This window comes from Streptomyces sp. NPDC020845 (genome assembly GCF_044334165.1).
In the GTDB taxonomy this organism is placed as follows: domain Bacteria; phylum Actinomycetota; class Actinomycetes; order Streptomycetales; family Streptomycetaceae; genus Streptomyces.
Window position 1 is genome coordinate 367,472 of record NZ_JBIRSJ010000008.1, and the last position, 14,426, is coordinate 381,897.

Annotated in this window: 12 protein-coding genes and 1 pseudogene; 7 read left to right on the forward strand and 6 right to left on the reverse strand. The window is 70.4% G+C overall.

The genetic code is table 11. The features are described 5' to 3' along the window. Positions 1–23 precede the first annotated feature (23 nt). Positions 24–437, reverse strand: coding sequence for a hypothetical protein (locus tag ACH4U7_RS22715; protein WP_398529671.1), 414 nt, complete (start codon positions 435–437; stop codon positions 24–26). Positions 438–988: 551 nt separating this feature from the next. On the opposite strand from ACH4U7_RS22715, the gene ACH4U7_RS22720 reads away from it, so the two are divergent. Both ACH4U7_RS22720 and ACH4U7_RS22725 read left to right on the forward strand, forming a co-directional pair. Then, complete coding sequence (locus ACH4U7_RS22720; protein WP_398529672.1) at positions 989–1,453, forward strand: RidA family protein; 465 nt, start codon at positions 989–991, stop codon at positions 1,451–1,453. After that, on the forward strand, positions 1,450–2,439 hold the full coding sequence (locus ACH4U7_RS22725) for a threonine/serine dehydratase (RefSeq protein ID WP_398529673.1): 990 nt from the start codon (positions 1,450–1,452) through the stop codon (positions 2,437–2,439). The genes ACH4U7_RS22720 and ACH4U7_RS22725 overlap by 4 nt, the downstream gene beginning before the upstream one ends. A 184-nt stretch (positions 2,440–2,623) precedes the next feature. On the opposite strand, the gene ACH4U7_RS22730 is transcribed toward ACH4U7_RS22725, so the two are convergent. Then, positions 2,624–2,776, reverse strand: coding sequence for a hypothetical protein (locus ACH4U7_RS22730; protein ID WP_398529674.1), 153 nt, complete (start codon positions 2,774–2,776; stop codon positions 2,624–2,626). Between the two features lie 43 nt (positions 2,777–2,819). Continuing rightward, positions 2,820–3,302 carry an RraA family protein gene (locus ACH4U7_RS22735; RefSeq protein WP_398529675.1) on the reverse strand — a complete coding sequence of 161 codons (483 nt, stop codon included), beginning with the start codon at positions 3,300–3,302 and terminating at the stop codon, positions 2,820–2,822. A 23-nt stretch (positions 3,303–3,325) separates the two neighbouring features. Between ACH4U7_RS22735 and ACH4U7_RS22740 the strand changes: the two genes are divergently transcribed. Continuing rightward, positions 3,326–4,225, forward strand: coding sequence for a LysR family transcriptional regulator (locus ACH4U7_RS22740; RefSeq protein WP_398529676.1), 900 nt, complete (start codon positions 3,326–3,328; stop codon positions 4,223–4,225). Positions 4,226–4,331: 106 nt separating this feature from the next. Here ACH4U7_RS22740 and ACH4U7_RS22745 read toward each other — a convergent pair whose 3' ends face one another. Beyond that, positions 4,332–4,487 carry a DUF6131 family protein gene (locus tag ACH4U7_RS22745; protein WP_398529815.1) on the reverse strand — a complete coding sequence of 52 codons (156 nt, stop codon included), beginning with the start codon at positions 4,485–4,487 and terminating at the stop codon, positions 4,332–4,334. Between the two features lie 198 nt (positions 4,488–4,685). On the opposite strand from ACH4U7_RS22745, the gene ACH4U7_RS22750 reads away from it, so the two are divergent. After that, positions 4,686–4,859, forward strand: a complete 174-nt coding sequence (locus tag ACH4U7_RS22750) for a CsbD family protein (RefSeq protein ID WP_398529677.1) — start codon at positions 4,686–4,688, stop codon at positions 4,857–4,859. 167 nt (positions 4,860–5,026) lie between these two features. Here the strand turns inward: ACH4U7_RS22750 and ACH4U7_RS22755 are convergent, their stop codons facing one another. Then, positions 5,027–5,422 carry a hypothetical protein gene (locus tag ACH4U7_RS22755; RefSeq protein ID WP_398529678.1) on the reverse strand — a complete coding sequence of 132 codons (396 nt, stop codon included), beginning with the start codon at positions 5,420–5,422 and terminating at the stop codon, positions 5,027–5,029. A 171-nt stretch (positions 5,423–5,593) separates the two neighbouring features. Beyond that, positions 5,594–5,846, reverse strand: a pseudogene (locus ACH4U7_RS22760) (maturase); the annotation flags it as partial. Positions 5,847–6,643: 797 nt separating this feature from the next. On the opposite strand from ACH4U7_RS22760, the gene ACH4U7_RS22765 reads away from it, so the two are divergent. Genes ACH4U7_RS22765 through ACH4U7_RS22775 form a run of 3 tightly spaced genes read left to right on the forward strand, consistent with a single transcriptional unit; the run spans position 6,644 to position 14,209 of the window. After that, positions 6,644–11,671 (forward strand): amino acid adenylation domain-containing protein, encoded by a 5,028-nt coding sequence (locus tag ACH4U7_RS22765; RefSeq protein WP_398529679.1) that lies wholly within the window; start codon positions 6,644–6,646, stop codon positions 11,669–11,671. Continuing rightward, the gene (locus ACH4U7_RS22770) at positions 11,668–12,963 is read left to right on the forward strand and encodes a condensation domain-containing protein (protein ID WP_398529680.1); all 1,296 of its coding nucleotides are present in this window, start codon (positions 11,668–11,670) and stop codon (positions 12,961–12,963) included. The genes ACH4U7_RS22765 and ACH4U7_RS22770 overlap by 4 nt, the downstream gene beginning before the upstream one ends. Continuing rightward, on the forward strand, positions 12,956–14,209 hold the full coding sequence (locus ACH4U7_RS22775) for a cytochrome P450 (protein WP_398529681.1): 1,254 nt from the start codon (positions 12,956–12,958) through the stop codon (positions 14,207–14,209). The genes ACH4U7_RS22770 and ACH4U7_RS22775 overlap by 8 nt, the downstream gene beginning before the upstream one ends. Positions 14,210–14,426 lie beyond the last annotated feature (217 nt).

Genomic DNA, 14,426 nt, shown 5'->3' on the forward strand with positions numbered 1-14,426 from the left:
GCGATCGACGCACCAGGACCCGACTACCGCGACCTCAGCGCCTGCCCGGCGGCGCGCGACCACACCGCATGGACCGGCGCCGGAAAGTGGATCAGCGATCCCTCGCGGGCAGAGGCCGCCAACGCCGCCCCACCCGGTGGGCGCCGCGCATCATTTCGCTCCTGACCTGCCGTTCCAGATCTGCCATCACCCAAGTGGACGCGCCGGGTCGCGATCTCCATGACGATGACGCAAGTCCAGGGACCCAGCGATCGCAGCTGCGCCACCACGGGGGCGGATGCCACCATTTCGGCGATCTCGTCCTGGACCGAGCTGTTCTCCGGGCCGAGGGACCGCAGTGCAGGCAGCCGCTCACCACTGAGGATCGCCGAAAGGTCCGTTTCATCGGCGACGTCCGGCTCGTCAAGGCCGCCGGGGACACCAAGCCACAGGTCCAAGTGCTCAAGCCTGGGCAGTGCGCCGGCCGCCACCGCCTGCACGACGTCACTCAGCAGGGCGGTGGCCGCTGCGGGACCCTCCCAGCCCGTAAGAGTTCAACACCAGGGTGGTTACCTTGGTGGTGTCGACGGTACGCACCGGCCATGGAACTTCGGCAGGTGAGACTTTCTTCCACGCCTTGTTCTCTTTGATCAACAGGCGGATCCGACGTTATCGCGCGGAATGTCAGCAGGCCTTCCCCAACTCCGTCGTGATTCAAAGATCGCCGACGACATCCGCGAGGCATGGGAGGCCCAACCGCTTGATGCCTCCTGAGAAACCGGGCTGACCTGCGGAGATGCAGGACCGACGTCCAGCAAGACGCTGCCAATATCGATGAAAGTCTGAATCAGACTTTGCCTCTATGGCGGGCGTCTGGTGCAGTGAGCGAGGCGATGGCGTCCGCGAGGCGCCACACGCGATCACGATGGAGAAGAGGGCGCGGAGTCACTGCCGGCTGTCTTCCCACAGGCGAAGGCCTCAGCCCAGATCACCCGAAAGGACACGCGGCTTGTCCGACATCCACACCCGTCTCAAGGAACGGGGACTCCGTCTCCCGGAGCCCCCGAAGCCCAACGGCAACTACATCCCCTTCGCCCGATCGGGCCGCCAGATACTCGTGGCCGGACAGACCTGTCTGACCGACGGAGTGCTCCAGTACGAAGGGGTCGTCGGCGTCGACCTCACCGTCCCCGAGGCCCAGCAGGCCGCCGCACTGTGCGCGCTCAATGCTCTGGCCATCGCCGGCCTCGCCTGCGACGGCGACTTCGACCGCCTCCGGGCACTGAAGGTGACCGGGTTCGTGCGGTGCGGCACCGACTTCGCCGACACCCCGCTCGTCATGGACGGTGCCTCCGACGTGCTCGTGCTGGCCCTGAGCGAACGGGGCCGGCACGTCCGCGCCGCGGTCGGGGCAGCGGCCCTGCCACGCCGGGCGCCGGTCGAGATCGATACCCTCTTCGAGGTGGAGCAGTGACCGACGAGACCGTGCCCGGCTTCGGCATTGACGCTATCCGCGAGGCCGCGAAGCGCCTGGCCGGCCGCGTGGTGCGGACACCGCTGCTGAACTCCCCGATGCTGGACGACCTCGTCGGCGGCCGCATCCTGGTCAAGGCCGAATGCCTGCAGTTGACGGGCTCGTTCAAAATACGGGGAGCACTCAACGCCCTGCTCAGCCTCGACGAGGACGCGCGCCGCGCGGGGATCGTGACCTACTCCGCCGGCAACCACGGCCAGGCCGTGGCCGCCGCGGCACAGCGCGCCGACTGCCCCGCGGTCATCGTCATGCCGCGCGACGCCCCCCGCATCAAGGTCGACAACTGCCGCTGGTGGGGCGCCGAGACCGTCTTCTACGACCCAGGGACTGAGGACCGGAAAGAGGTCGCGGGGAAGATCCTTCAGGCGCGCGGCATGACGCTGATCCCGCCCTTCGAAGACCCCAGGGTCATGGCGGGGCAGGGCACCGTCGGCCTGGAGATCGCCGAGCAGGCACGGGAGTTGGGCCTGAGCCCGGACACGGTCCTGGTGAACTGCAGCGGCGGCGGACTGGCCGCCGGCGTGATCACCGCCCTCAACCACGAGTTCGAGGGCCTGGCCAACCACATCGTCGAGCCGGCCGGCTTCGACAAGATGGCCCGGTCGCTCGCGACCGGCCGCGTGTGCGCCAACCCGCGCCCGCCCGGCGGCGTGATGGACGCGATCTCCGGCCCGGTGGCCGGCGCACGCCCGCTGGCCGTCCTCAGCCGCCACGACGTGAACGGTCTGACGGTCACCGACGAGGAAGCCCTGGCCGCGGTGGCCGTGGCCCACCGCCTCCTCAAGATCGTGGTCGAGCCGGGTGCCGCGGCGTCCCTGGCGGCGCTGCTGGCCGGGGAGGCCGACGTTCGGGGCAGGACTGTGGCGCTCGTGGCGTCGGGCGGCAACGTCGATCCGGCTGTCCACCGCCGGGCACTGTCGGACTGAGGCGGCACCCCGCTTTCGCCGGGCGCCCGTTCCTCCCCATGGCGCGCCGGGGCGTGGGGACACGACGCCGCGGGTCTGTCGCGGATCTCGAGGCCGTGCAGCGCCCCCTCGACTCCGATCCGGTCGAGGGCGTCGGAGATCGCCGCGGTGGGCAGAGCGCGCAGCCGCTCGACGAGATCACTCATCACTCCGACTCCGTTCCGGCCAGGCGGGCGTCCCGCATCGCTTCCGGCAGCGGCACCCCGGCCCGTACCTCGGCCTCGATGGCCGCCTCCCGGTCGGCGAGCCGCTGGGCGGCCTCCAGTACCTCGGTGGCGCGCTCGCGGGGTACGACCACGACACCCCCTCGTCCGCGAGCAGCACATCGCCCTGGCGCACGGTCACCTCTCCGATCCGGACGGGCTCACCGGACGACTTCTGCCGCAGCCGCGCGCGGTCACCGGCATCTGGGCACGGGCGAACACCGGAAAGCCGAGCCCGCGCGCCTGTCCGACGTCCCGGCAGGCGCCGTCCGTGACGACACCACGGACACCGCGCACGGAGGCGCCCACGCTGACGATTCCGCCCCACGACGACACGTCCGCGCGGCCGCCGCCAGCGACCACACTGACGTCCTCGGGACCGGCCTCGGCAATCGCGCCGGTCAGAAGTTCGAGCTCGACGGTCCGCGCGAGCCCGGCCATTTCGGGCGTGCCCCACATCGGGCGCAGACCGCCCTGTCCCGGCGGCAGGCCACGAGCGTCCAGGGGCTCGGACACGGTCGCGCTGTACAGCGCCGCGAACTGTGCCAAGAGAGAAGTTGCAGCTGTCATGCCCCTCAGTGAAACAACACGACTCCATATACTGAAGGTCTGATTTCTCATCTCACCAATATGTGGAGCGACTGATGATCGAGGTCCGCCAGGCCCGCTACTTCCTCGCCGTCGCGGAAACGCTCCACTTCGGCCGGGCCGCGGAACAGCTCGGCATGTCACAGCCGCCCCTCAGCCAGGCGATCCTCCAGCTGGAGCGCCAACTGGGCGTGCGACTGTTCGACCGCAGCGAACGGAGAGTACGGCTGACCGAGACCGGCCGCGCGTTCGCCGAGGAGTGCCGCAAGCTGGTGGCAACCGCCCGGCACGCCCACGAGGTGGCCGCCCAGGCCGAGGCCGGACTGGTGGGCACACTGCGGCTCGGCGTGGTGACCTCGGCCCTCAGCGAACCCCTGCTGGGCACACTGTCCGACTTCCGGGACGCCCGACCCCACGTCGACCTGCACCTCACGGAAGTCGACACGGGAGAGGGTCAGGAGGCCGTGGCCCGGCACGAGATCGACATCGCCGTCATCCGGCCCAGCGCGCCGGTCCGCGGGCTGCGCATGCAGCCCTGGCGCCACGACCAATTCGTGATCGCCATCCCGGCCGGGCATCCGCTGGCCGGGGACACCACGGACCCGGTCGACCTTGCCCGGTTCGCCGACGAACCCTGGGCATGGCTGCGGCGCGAAGCGTCCCCCGACTACCACGACCAGCTCATGGCCACCTGCCGCAGAGCCGGGTTCACCCCCGAGGCGCGCCACATCGCCAACTCGATCCTGACCCAGCTCGCGATGGTGGCCTGCGGCCTCGGCGTCACCCTCGTACCGAACGTGGCCGTCCGCTCGATCCAGGGGCCCATCGTCTACCGGCCCCTCACCGACGCCGCCGACATCGTCGAACTGTCCCTCGTCTCCCGCGCCGACACGCACGAGCCACTGGTGCAGGAGTTCTTGCGGCACGCCTCCGCTCACCGGCAGGAGATGGTCTAGGCATGTCCGGGGGCGGGCGACGCCCTCAGTCGCCGCTCTTCCCGCCCCGCCGGGGTCCCCGTCGGGTGCCCCGGCGGTCGTGCCGGGCACCTGGCCACATTTTCGGCTACCAGTAGTGCCGTCGCCCTCCGACCGCATGCCCCACAGAGCCCAGGACCCACAAGATCGCTCCAATCACGACCAAGACGATTCCAATGGTCCACAAAATGGAGATCCCGGCCAGGAACCCAATGACGAGAAGAATGACCCCTAGGACGATCATGGCGTCCTCCGATCTCGCAAGAATGCCCTCCTTCCCACTCTGGTCCTCGGCTGTCCCCACGGCAACCGCTCCCGGATCAGCTGACCTCCTGGCGCCGCTACTCGGTCCTCACACGGTTCGACCGCTACCCAGGAGGGAACATATACGGACAAAGAACCCTAGATACGGTGCCCGCGGGAGCCACTGAGAGGACTGGTCATGAGGCTGGGCAAGAAGACCGCGCATTCCGCGGAAAAGGAAAAGGGAAAGGTGAAGAAAAAGACCGGAAAGGCCACCGGCGACCGTTCCCTGGAGGCCAAGGGGAAGGGCGAGCAGGCCAAGGGCGGTCTCAAGCAGGCCGCGCAGAACATCAAGGGCGCCTTCAAGCGCTGACAGAGCACTCCGGATCCCCGGTCGGCCAGAGTCTGCCGGAGGGGATGCCGGACGGCCTCTGGCCCGGCGGGCCTGCTCGTGGTCGCCGCCCGCGCTGGAAGTCTGCGCGGGCGGCGGCCGGAGTGTGCCCGGGGCGGCGACTTCGGAGTGCGCGGCCGGGCCGGCGGTCAGGTGCTGAGCAGGCGGTCGAAGAAAGACCGATATTGCTGGAGGGCTTTGCGCAGGTCCTCGGTGGCGATGTCCTCGCCGCGGCGCCATCGGCCTTCGAGCCCGCGTTTGTGGTCGGCGAATGTGTGGTGGCGAGCAGCTGCATGACCTCGGCGACCATCCCGTCCGCCGCGCGTACCGAGTTCTGTGTGCGCGGTGGTGGACCATGGCGCTCCGCAGTTCCTCGGTTGAGGTGTTCCTGTCTCCGGCGCGACGGTTGATCTCGTGGCAATGCGGTAGTGCTGCCGCGTTCCGGGGTGTTCGACCGAGAGATCGCGCTTCTGTTGCCCGTATCCCTCGGCCGGGTAGCCGCGCTCGCCCATCAGCGTGGTCACGAGCTGGTCGGCCTCGCCCACGGCCCGGTCAGGACCATTCACGTTCGGCCCGCTCGGCCGGTGAGAGGACCGAGGCGGGCGTGGGTCTTGGGGACGGTGCGGGCCTCGGCCTCGGGCTGAGGTGACGGTAATGGGTGGCGCGTGAGCGTCCGGTCAGCCGGCAGGCCGCCGTAGTGCCCAACTGCCCCTGGGCACCCTCCTGGCCGGGGACCACCGATAGGACTCCGCACGCAGAGCCGTGATCATCCTGTCAATCTTGGCCAGGGACATACCGTCCACGGTCTCCTGGGTGACCCCGGGCGTCATCGCGCCCTTTGGTGTAGATGCGACCGTAGGCCGGCAGGAATAACTCCCTGTTGAACAGCTGCCGATACAGCCTTTCCAGTGGCAGGCCACGCCTGCCGCGCTCCCGGATGACGCCCAGGACGGTTTCAGCACTCTGCATTTTCGCATTCCTCCCCGTCTGAACATCGCGACTACCTGTGCCCCTTCGCCCTCATTCCGGCGTTCCCGGACTTCGTGGCCGGTCGTTACTCCGGCGACCACTATGGGCACTCCGTCGCCATAGGGCTCGCGCCCCGTAGGCGATCCCGTGGTACGTCTTCGCTGTACGTATCGAGCACGACGTAGGCCGCTCACTCATCCGCTTGACCGCCCTCGTTGGGCGGCGCCCTGCGCCATGGAGGCTGCCCGGTCTCACGGTTCATGCCCAGGCATGGCGCAAGCGTCGATTACAGGCGTTGTTTCGACGGAGCGTCACTTTCACTCTGGGAATTGAGCTTCAAGCAATCCAGCTTTGACCGTATCGTGCGGGCCTTGCGGCACGACGTCCTGAACGCCTCCGGCGCGTCCACCGCTTTCCCGGCATGCTATGGTCCCCTCTCGCTTTCGCGTTCAGGTGAGCCGGGCGACCCAAGAACCTCCCTCCAAGTTCGTCCCCACTGCGTCGGGGATACGACAAAGCGCCTCACGGCGCACTCCGTGCGTAACAATCTCTCGTTACAGGGCTCTTGCCATCCTGGTCACCAGACCCTCCGCGCCGAGACGGACCATTCCCAGTGCACGAACATGCGGGGGCAGCGATCCTGTGGGACTCTGTCGCCCGATTCGGTCGACCTGGTGAAACCGGTGGGCCGCTCACGATGAACACGCAGCTGAGGCTGATCGAACCAGGTCTCACCACGAATCGGGCGACAGAGACCCACCCGCCGCCCCGGCGCCCTCGTGCCTACACTCGGTCGTGTGCCCGAACCTGAGCTGCCCCGGCTGTCCACCGGGACCGAGTATGACTGCCTCCTCGCCGGCTTACGCGGGCTCTCGCCGTGGGCCACCACCCGTCCGCTCGCCGCACCGGACCGGCAGCCCGATGCGATCCCCGCCACCCGGGAGACGTGGTGTTCGGCGGGCGCGATGATCGCGGAGAGGTGTTCCGCCGATCCGTCCCGGACAGCACTGTCCGACGGTGTGGCCGAGGTCGGTTATGGCGAGCTCGACGCGCGGGTGAACGCCCTCGCGGCCACGCTCGTGAGGCGCGGCATCACCAGGGGCGAGATCGTCGCGCTCGTGTTCGACCGGGGTATGGCGTTCGTGGTGGCGTTGCTCGCCGTGTGGCGGGCCGGAGCCGCGTATCTGCCGCTGTCGCCGTCGCACCCCGAGGCGTGGCTCACCGGCGTCGCCCGACAGGCCGGGGTCGCGCTGGTGGTCGGTGCCCCGATTCCCGGTTTTCCGTACCTGGACGAGGTGCCCGAGGCCGCCGAACCGGTCGAGGACCGGAACGCTCCCGAGGACCTGGCGTATGTGATCGCCACCTCCGGGTCGACGGGCACGCCGAAGCTGGTCATGATCGAGCATGGCGGCCTGGTGAACTTGGTGCACGCGCAGCGTGAGTACCTCGGCGGAGTGCCGGCGCGCTCACGGGTGCTGCAGTTCCCGCACCCGGCCTTCGACGCCGCCCTGTTCGACGTCCTGATGGCGTTGCCGAACGGTGCCCGGCTGGAGGTCCTGGGCGGCCCGCACTTATCCGGCGATCCGCTCGCGGGTGTGCTGACCGGCAGGCACATCACGCATGCGGTGCTGCCGGCGGCGGTGGTGCGCACCCTGCGGCCGGGCCGGTTCCCGGAGCTGGACGTGCTGATGAGCATCGGTGATGTGTGCCTGCCGGAGACCGCCCGCCAGTGGGGTGCGCACCACCGGTTCGTGAACGGCTACGGCCCCACCGAGACCACGATCTGCGCCACTCTGCACGCCTCGGTCGGCGCGGAGCAGACCCGTGTGCCGATCGGACGCCCGATCGCGGGCTGCCACGTCGTCATCCTGGACGAGGAACGCAACCCGGTTCCACCGGGCGCGGTCGGGGAGATCTGCATCGGCGGACTCGGCGTGGGCCGTGGCTACTTGGGGCAGCCGGAGCTGACCGCCGAACGGTTCATCCCGGACCCGGCAGGCGGCAGGCTCTACCGCAGCGGCGATCTGGGGCGCACGCTCGCCGACGGGTCGATCGAATTCCTCGGACGCGTGGACGACCAGGTGAAGGTGCGTGGCGCGCGAGTCGAGCTCGGCCAGGTGGAAGGCGCGCTCGCGGCGTTGCCCGGTGTGCGCGACGCGCTGGCGGTGCTCGACCGGCGGGGTGAGCCGCGGCTGCTCGGATACGTGATCGCCGACACCGACGCCGACACCGACGCCGAGGAGCTGAGAGCGTCGTTGGCGTCGACGCTGCCCGCGTACGTGGTGCCCGACGAGGTCGTCCTGGTCGACCGCTGGCCGCTCACCATCAGTGGCAAGGTGGACCGGGCTGCCCTGCCCCGGCCGGGACGGGCGACGCGCGAGACGGACGCGCCGCGGGACGAGACCGAGGCCGAAGTGGTCCGGATCGCCGCCGAGCTGCTCGGCGCGGAACGGGTCGGCGTGCACGACGACCTGTTCGACCTCGGAGGCGACTCGCTCTTCGCCACGCAGCTCGTGGCCCGGCTGCGGTCGCGGCTGGGTGTCGAGGTCGCGCTGCGGACGGTGTTGGAGTGTGGCACGGCGGCCGGGATCGCGGCCGGAATCGGTGTCAAGGCCACCGACCGCGGACCCCGGCCCGGTGCGGAGCCGAAGCCGTCGTGCGGGCAGCGGCGCGTGTGGCTGATGCACGGTCTGAGCCCGGACGCCCGTGCCTACCACGCGCAGTCGGTGTTCCGGCTCGCCGGGGAGCTGTCCCTGGAGTCGCTGGAGGCGAGCCTCACCGAGCTCGTGCGGGTGCACGACGTGCTGCGCAGCCGGTTCATCGAGGTCGACGGCGAGCTCGACTGCGTGGTCGACGAGCCCCGGCCGGTCGCGCTGGAGGTCCGTGACCTGAGCGGTTCCCAGGACCAGGCCGCAGCCGTCGGCGCGGTGGTGCGCGAGCTGCTGGGCGCTCCGTTCGACCTGGCGCACGAGCCGCCGTACCGCTGGACATTGCTGCGGCTCGGCGCCGAGGAGCACGTGTTCGTGTGTGTGGAACACCACCTGGTGCACGATGGCTGGTCGTTCCATGTGTTCGTGCGCGACCTGCTGGACGGCTACTCCGAGCACCTCGCGCACGGCAGGATCAGCCGTCCGGCGCCACCGGTCGGATACTACGACTACGTGCGCTGGCAACGGCAGTGGCTGGAGTCCGAGGAGGCCGACCGACAACGCGCCTTCTGGCGCGCGGAGCTCGACGGCGCCGAGACCGTGCTGCGGCTGCCGCACCGCGCCGGGGCCCGCGCCACCGGCTTCCGCGGCCGCGCGCCGCGGCTCGAGATCGACGGCGAGCTGGCCCGTCGCCTCGCGGATCTCGCCGAACGTTCGGATGTCACCTTGTTCACGACCCTGCTGACCGCGTTCTTCGTGTTGCTGCACCACACCACCGGATCCCGTGATCTGCTGGTCGGGTCCGGGGTGGCGAACCGGCGATGGCAGCAGACCGAGGACGTGCTCGGCATGTTCGTCAACACCGTTGTGTTCCGGGGAAGGTTCGACAGCGATCCGACGTTCGCCGAGTTCCTGCGGCAGATCCACGAGCGGTCGCTCGCCGTGTACGAACACCAGGAGCTGCCCTACGACCTGATCTTCGCCGAGTCGCCGGCCGGACACGGAGACGGGGCGCGGCCGCTGGTACAGGCGATGTTCAACTTCCATGACTCGCCTCTGGGGCCGCTGCGGCCGACGCCGCTCGATGTGACGGTCGTCGAGGGCGTGGGCAATGGATCGGCCAAGTTCGACATGTCGGTCATCGCGGTGCCGCGCTACGCCGAAGCCGGTCGCATCTCGCGGCTCGCGGGCGACCTGATCGCGATCCCGCGGTCGGCCGGGCCGGTGCTGCCCAGCTCGCGCTCCGCGTTGCAGGGCATCACGCTGGCGTGGGAGTTCGACACCGACCTGTTCGACGAATCCTTCTGCGCGCATCTGCTGACGGCGTTCGAGACGCTGCTGCGGACTCTTGTGGACGGGCCTGACGGGCCTGACGGGCCTGACACGCCGGTGTCGCGGCTTTCACCGGTGAGCGAGCGCACCCGTGCGCAGCTGCTCGAGTGGGGGCGGGGCAGGCACGCCGAGCCGCCGTCGTGGTGGATGCCGGACCTGGTCGCCCGCTGGGTGCGCGACACCCCGGACGCGATCGCCGTCGCGGGCCCGGATCCGCTGACCTATGCCGAGCTGGGGGCGCGATCCGATGAGGTGGCTCGGTATCTGCGAGGGTCTGGGCTCGGCGGTGGCGACGTGGTGGCGGTGCGCGTGGCGCACTCGCCGGAGGCCGTCGTGGCGCAACTCGCCGTGATGAAGTCCGGCGCCGCGTATCTTCCGTTCGATCCGGAGCACCCGCCGGCCCGGATGGGCTCCCTGATGGCCGACTGCGGAGCGAGCGTGGTCGTGACGACCGCCGCGCTCGCCGCCGACCTGCCCGCGGGCGCGATCGCCGTGGTGCTGGAGGACGTTCCCGAGACCGGTGGCGACCTGCCCGCCGGCGCCGGCACCGACGCCTGCTATGTCATGTATACCTCCGGCAGCACCGGCCGGCCCAAGGGCATTCTGGTCGAGCATCGCTCGGTCGCGGCCCGCCTCCACGACGGCGGTGTCACCGATCTCGCCCCCGGCGACACCCTCCTCGCGGTCGCCACCATGGCGTTCGACGTGTGCGTACTGGAGATCTGGGGCCCGCTGGTGAGCGGTGCGACCGTGCGGTTCCTGCCCCCTCCCTGGCATGTGGCCGACTTGGCACGCGAACTGACGGAGCCCACGGTGAGCCACGCCGCACTGTCCACGGCGGTGTTCCACGAACTGGTCGCCGAGGCGCCCGAGGCGGTCCGCGGGCTGCGCAGCCTGCTCGTCGCCGGTGACGTGATATCGCCGGAGTCGCTCCAGGACTTGAGCGCCAGGGGGATCACCTCCGTCGTCAACGCGTACGGACCGACGGAGACCACGGTGATCGTCACCGGCATGCCGATGGACGAGTGGCGCCCGGCCGACCAGCCGCGCGTGCCGATCGGGCGTCCGCTGCCGAACACCTCGGTGTACGTGCTCGACGAGCACCTGCGGTTGGTGCCACCCGGCGTGATGGGGGAGATCTGCGTCGGCGGCCCGGTGGTTGCGCGTGGCTATGTGCGACCGGCGCCGGGGTTCGTCCCGAACCCGTTCGGGGAGGGAATGCTCTACCGCACCGGCGACCGGGGGCGCTGGCTCGACGGCGGCCTGCTCGACTTCGCCGGGCGGGCCGACGACCAGGTCAAGATCCGTGGGGTCCGGGTGGAGCCCGCCGAGGTCCGCGCGGCGCTCCTGGCGCTGCCCGTGGTGCGGGACGCGGTCGTCGTGGCGGACCGCGCCGCGGACAGGCTGGTGGCGCATGTGGTGAGCGCGGAGTCCGGCGCCGCCGTCCGACGCGCCCTCGCCGCCGAGGTCCCCGGCCACTTGGTGCCGAGCGTGGTCGTGCCGCACGAGCGGTTGCCGGTCAACGCCGTAGGGAAGGTCGACGTGCGGGCGCTCGGACTGCCGCCGCGGCCGGTGGAACCGGCCGCGCCGCGGACCGCCCTGGAGACTCTGATCGTGGACTTGGCCACCGATGTGCTGGGCGTCCGGCCGGGCGTGCACGACAACGTGTTCGAGCTCGGCATGCACTCGTTACAGGCGATGCGGCTCGCGTCCCGCGTCGCCGCCGCGACCGGCCGCGCCGTCGGGCTCGGCCTGGTACTCACCCAGCCCACCGTCGCCCGACTCGCCTCCGCACTGGAGTCGGCACCCACCCAGGCCGAAAAGATCACCAGGATCCCGCGTTGAGCGCCTCGTTCCCGCTGTCGGCCGCACAACGGGCGGTCTGGCTGCGGCACACCCGGGACCCCAGCGGACACCGGCAGAGCACCCTGCGCACATTCGCGGTGACCGGAACCCTGGACGTGGTGGCGCTGCGCACCGCGGTCGAGGCGCTCGTACGGCGGCACGAACCGCTGCGGACCGTCTACCTCGACGGGCCCGTACAGCAGATCCGTCCCGATGCGCCGGTGGCGGTGCGGATCGTCTCCGAGCCGCCCCTGCCGCGCGCCTTCGACCTGGCTCGCGGACCACTGTTGCGCGTGGACGTCCGCCCGACCGGCCCGAACCGGCACGAGGTCACGTTCTCATCGCATCTGCTGGCGGCCGACGGCTGGTCGCTGGGCGTGTTCTTCACCGAGCTCGCGGCCTGCTACCGCGCCGCGCTGCGCGGCGAATCCGCCGCCCTGCCCGAACTTCCCGTCCAGTACGTCGACTGGGCGGCATGGCAGGCCGAGCGGCTGACCCCGGAGCGGACCGGTGAACTCGTCCGCTGGTGGCGCGGCGCGCTCGAGAGATACCCGCGGCCACTCGACGCGAAGGCCGGCCCCACCGGTGAGCCCGGCCGGGGCAGACGCCGGGCCGTGGCGCTGAACACCGCCCTGGTGAGCGCCATCCGCGACCTGGGCGCCGCCCACGGCCATACCGCGTTCACGGTGCTCGCGGCGGCGTGCGCGATCGCGCTGACCCGGCGCACCGGTCAGGACCGAGTGCTGCTGGGCCTCGCGGTCGCGGGCCGCGACCGCCCTGAAGTGGCCGGTGTCCTCGGATTCTTCGCCACCCTCTCGGTACTGCCGGTGGACCTGGCCCAAGACCCCCCTTTCGACGTGCTGCTGGGCCGCGTGGCCGAGGCGACGGCCGCCACCTACCAAAACCACGACCTGCCGCTCGACGAGATGGTGGCCGCGCTCGGCGGCCCGGACGACCCGGACGACCCGGACCGCACGCCCTGGGTACAGGCGATCTTCGCGCATCACCCATCGGGCAGCCTCGGCGAACTCCGTCTCGACGGCGGCGAGACGGCCGAGCTCCCGGTCCTCGACACGGCCAAGTTCGAACTGACCGTCCGTGTCGAGGACACCCCCGACGGCGCCGGTACGGTCTGGGCGGAGTACGACACCGCCCGCTACCGCGATCCCGAGATCGATGCGCTGCTCAAGGCCTACCAGGCCGTCCTGCACGCGGTCGTGGCCCGGCCGAAAACACCGGTGTCCGCGCTGCGCGCGCTCGTCCCACCACTCGGAGGACATATCCGTGGCTGAGTTACCCACCTACCCGCTTGCCAGGGATCCGGAGCACCCGCTCGACCCGCCGCCCGAATACCGCGAGCTCCGTGCCTCCGCGTCGCTCACGCGGGTACGGGCGTGGGACGGCAGCACGCCATGGCTGATCACCCGCTACGAGGACGCCCGGCACGCACTGACGGACCGGCGGCTCACCATGGACGTCACATCCCCCGGCTTCCCGCACACCTCGCCGTCGTCGCGGTTGCGCGGCCAGGGCGCTGTCTTCTTCCCGTCCCGCCCCGAGGAACGGTACGCGGCCGGGCGAGCGATGATGATCAGGGAGTTCACCCCGCTCCGGATGGCAGAGCTGCGGCCCTTCGTCCAGCGTGTGGCGGACGGGGAGATCGACGCCATGCTCGCCGGACCGCGTCCGGCCGACCTGGTCGAGGCGTTCGCGTTGCCCTTCGCCATCAAGGTGATCTGTGAGTTCCTCGGTGTCCCGGTCGCCGACCGCGGCCGCTTGCACGAGCTCAGCCGCGTCCTGGGTTCCCGCACGGCGCCCGCCGAGCGGGTCGCCTCGGCGCGGTCCGAGATGGACGCGTACTTCCGCGCACTGGTCGCCGACCCGGGCGACGGGCTCATGGGCCGGATCGTGCGCGCCCGCGTGGAGACCGGTGAACTGTCGGAAGCGGACGCCGCGGCCGACTTCCAGGGTCTGTTCTTCACCGGCCACGGCCCGACCGCGTACATGATCGCGACGGGTGTGGTCGCACTGCTGCGCCACCCCGAGCAGATCGAGGTGCTGACCGGCACCGACGACGAGACCGTGCACGCGACGGCGGTCCAGGAACTCCTGCGCTATGTCACCGTGTCGCACAACGCGAGGCAGCGCGCCGCCACCGACGACATCGAGATCGGGGAGACGCTCATCCGCCGAGGAGAGGGTGTGCTCATCCAGATCGACTCGGCGAACCGTGACGAGACCGTCTTCCCCGACCCCGATCGCCTCGACCTGCGCCGCACCCCGTCGCGGCGGCATGTCGCGCTCGGGCTGGGCGTGCACCACTGCACCGGCCATGCGCTGGCCGACATCGAACTGGACGTCGCCTACACCACGCTGTTCCGCCGCCTGCCCGATCTGCGGCTCGCCGTCGACTTCGCGAATGTGCCGTTCAAATTCGACGAAAACCTCGTCGGCGTGCACGCGTTACCGGTCACCTGGGGCTCGGGAGCGAAACACCGGGATCAGACAAGCAGCGTGCCCAGGGTGACCAGCCGATGACGACGCAAGGCGCACGGCAGCTGCCGTGCGAGAGCGGAGAGCACGGCACGATCGGCCCACGAGAGCCGCGGGCGCTCGACCTGCCGACGCAGCACAGCGGCTTCATGGCGGAGAGCGAGGATCTCGACGTTGTTCGCGGCGGTCGATCAGCCCAGCAAGAGGAGGCAGCCCAGTAGTCGGCAGAAGATCAGGTAGACCAGTCGCAGACCCACGATCA

Coding starts and splice junctions, on each gene's coding strand:
- ACH4U7_RS22735 (WP_398529675.1), bottom strand. CDS start 3,302: ATGAGAAATCAGACCTTCAGTATATGGAGTCGTGTTGTTTCACTGAGG.
- ACH4U7_RS22740 (WP_398529676.1), top strand. CDS start 3,326: ATGATCGAGGTCCGCCAGGCCCGCTACTTCCTCGCCGTCGCGGAAACG.
- ACH4U7_RS22745 (WP_398529815.1), bottom strand. CDS start 4,487: ATGATCGTCCTAGGGGTCATTCTTCTCGTCATTGGGTTCCTGGCCGGG.
- ACH4U7_RS22750 (WP_398529677.1), top strand. CDS start 4,686: ATGAGGCTGGGCAAGAAGACCGCGCATTCCGCGGAAAAGGAAAAGGGA.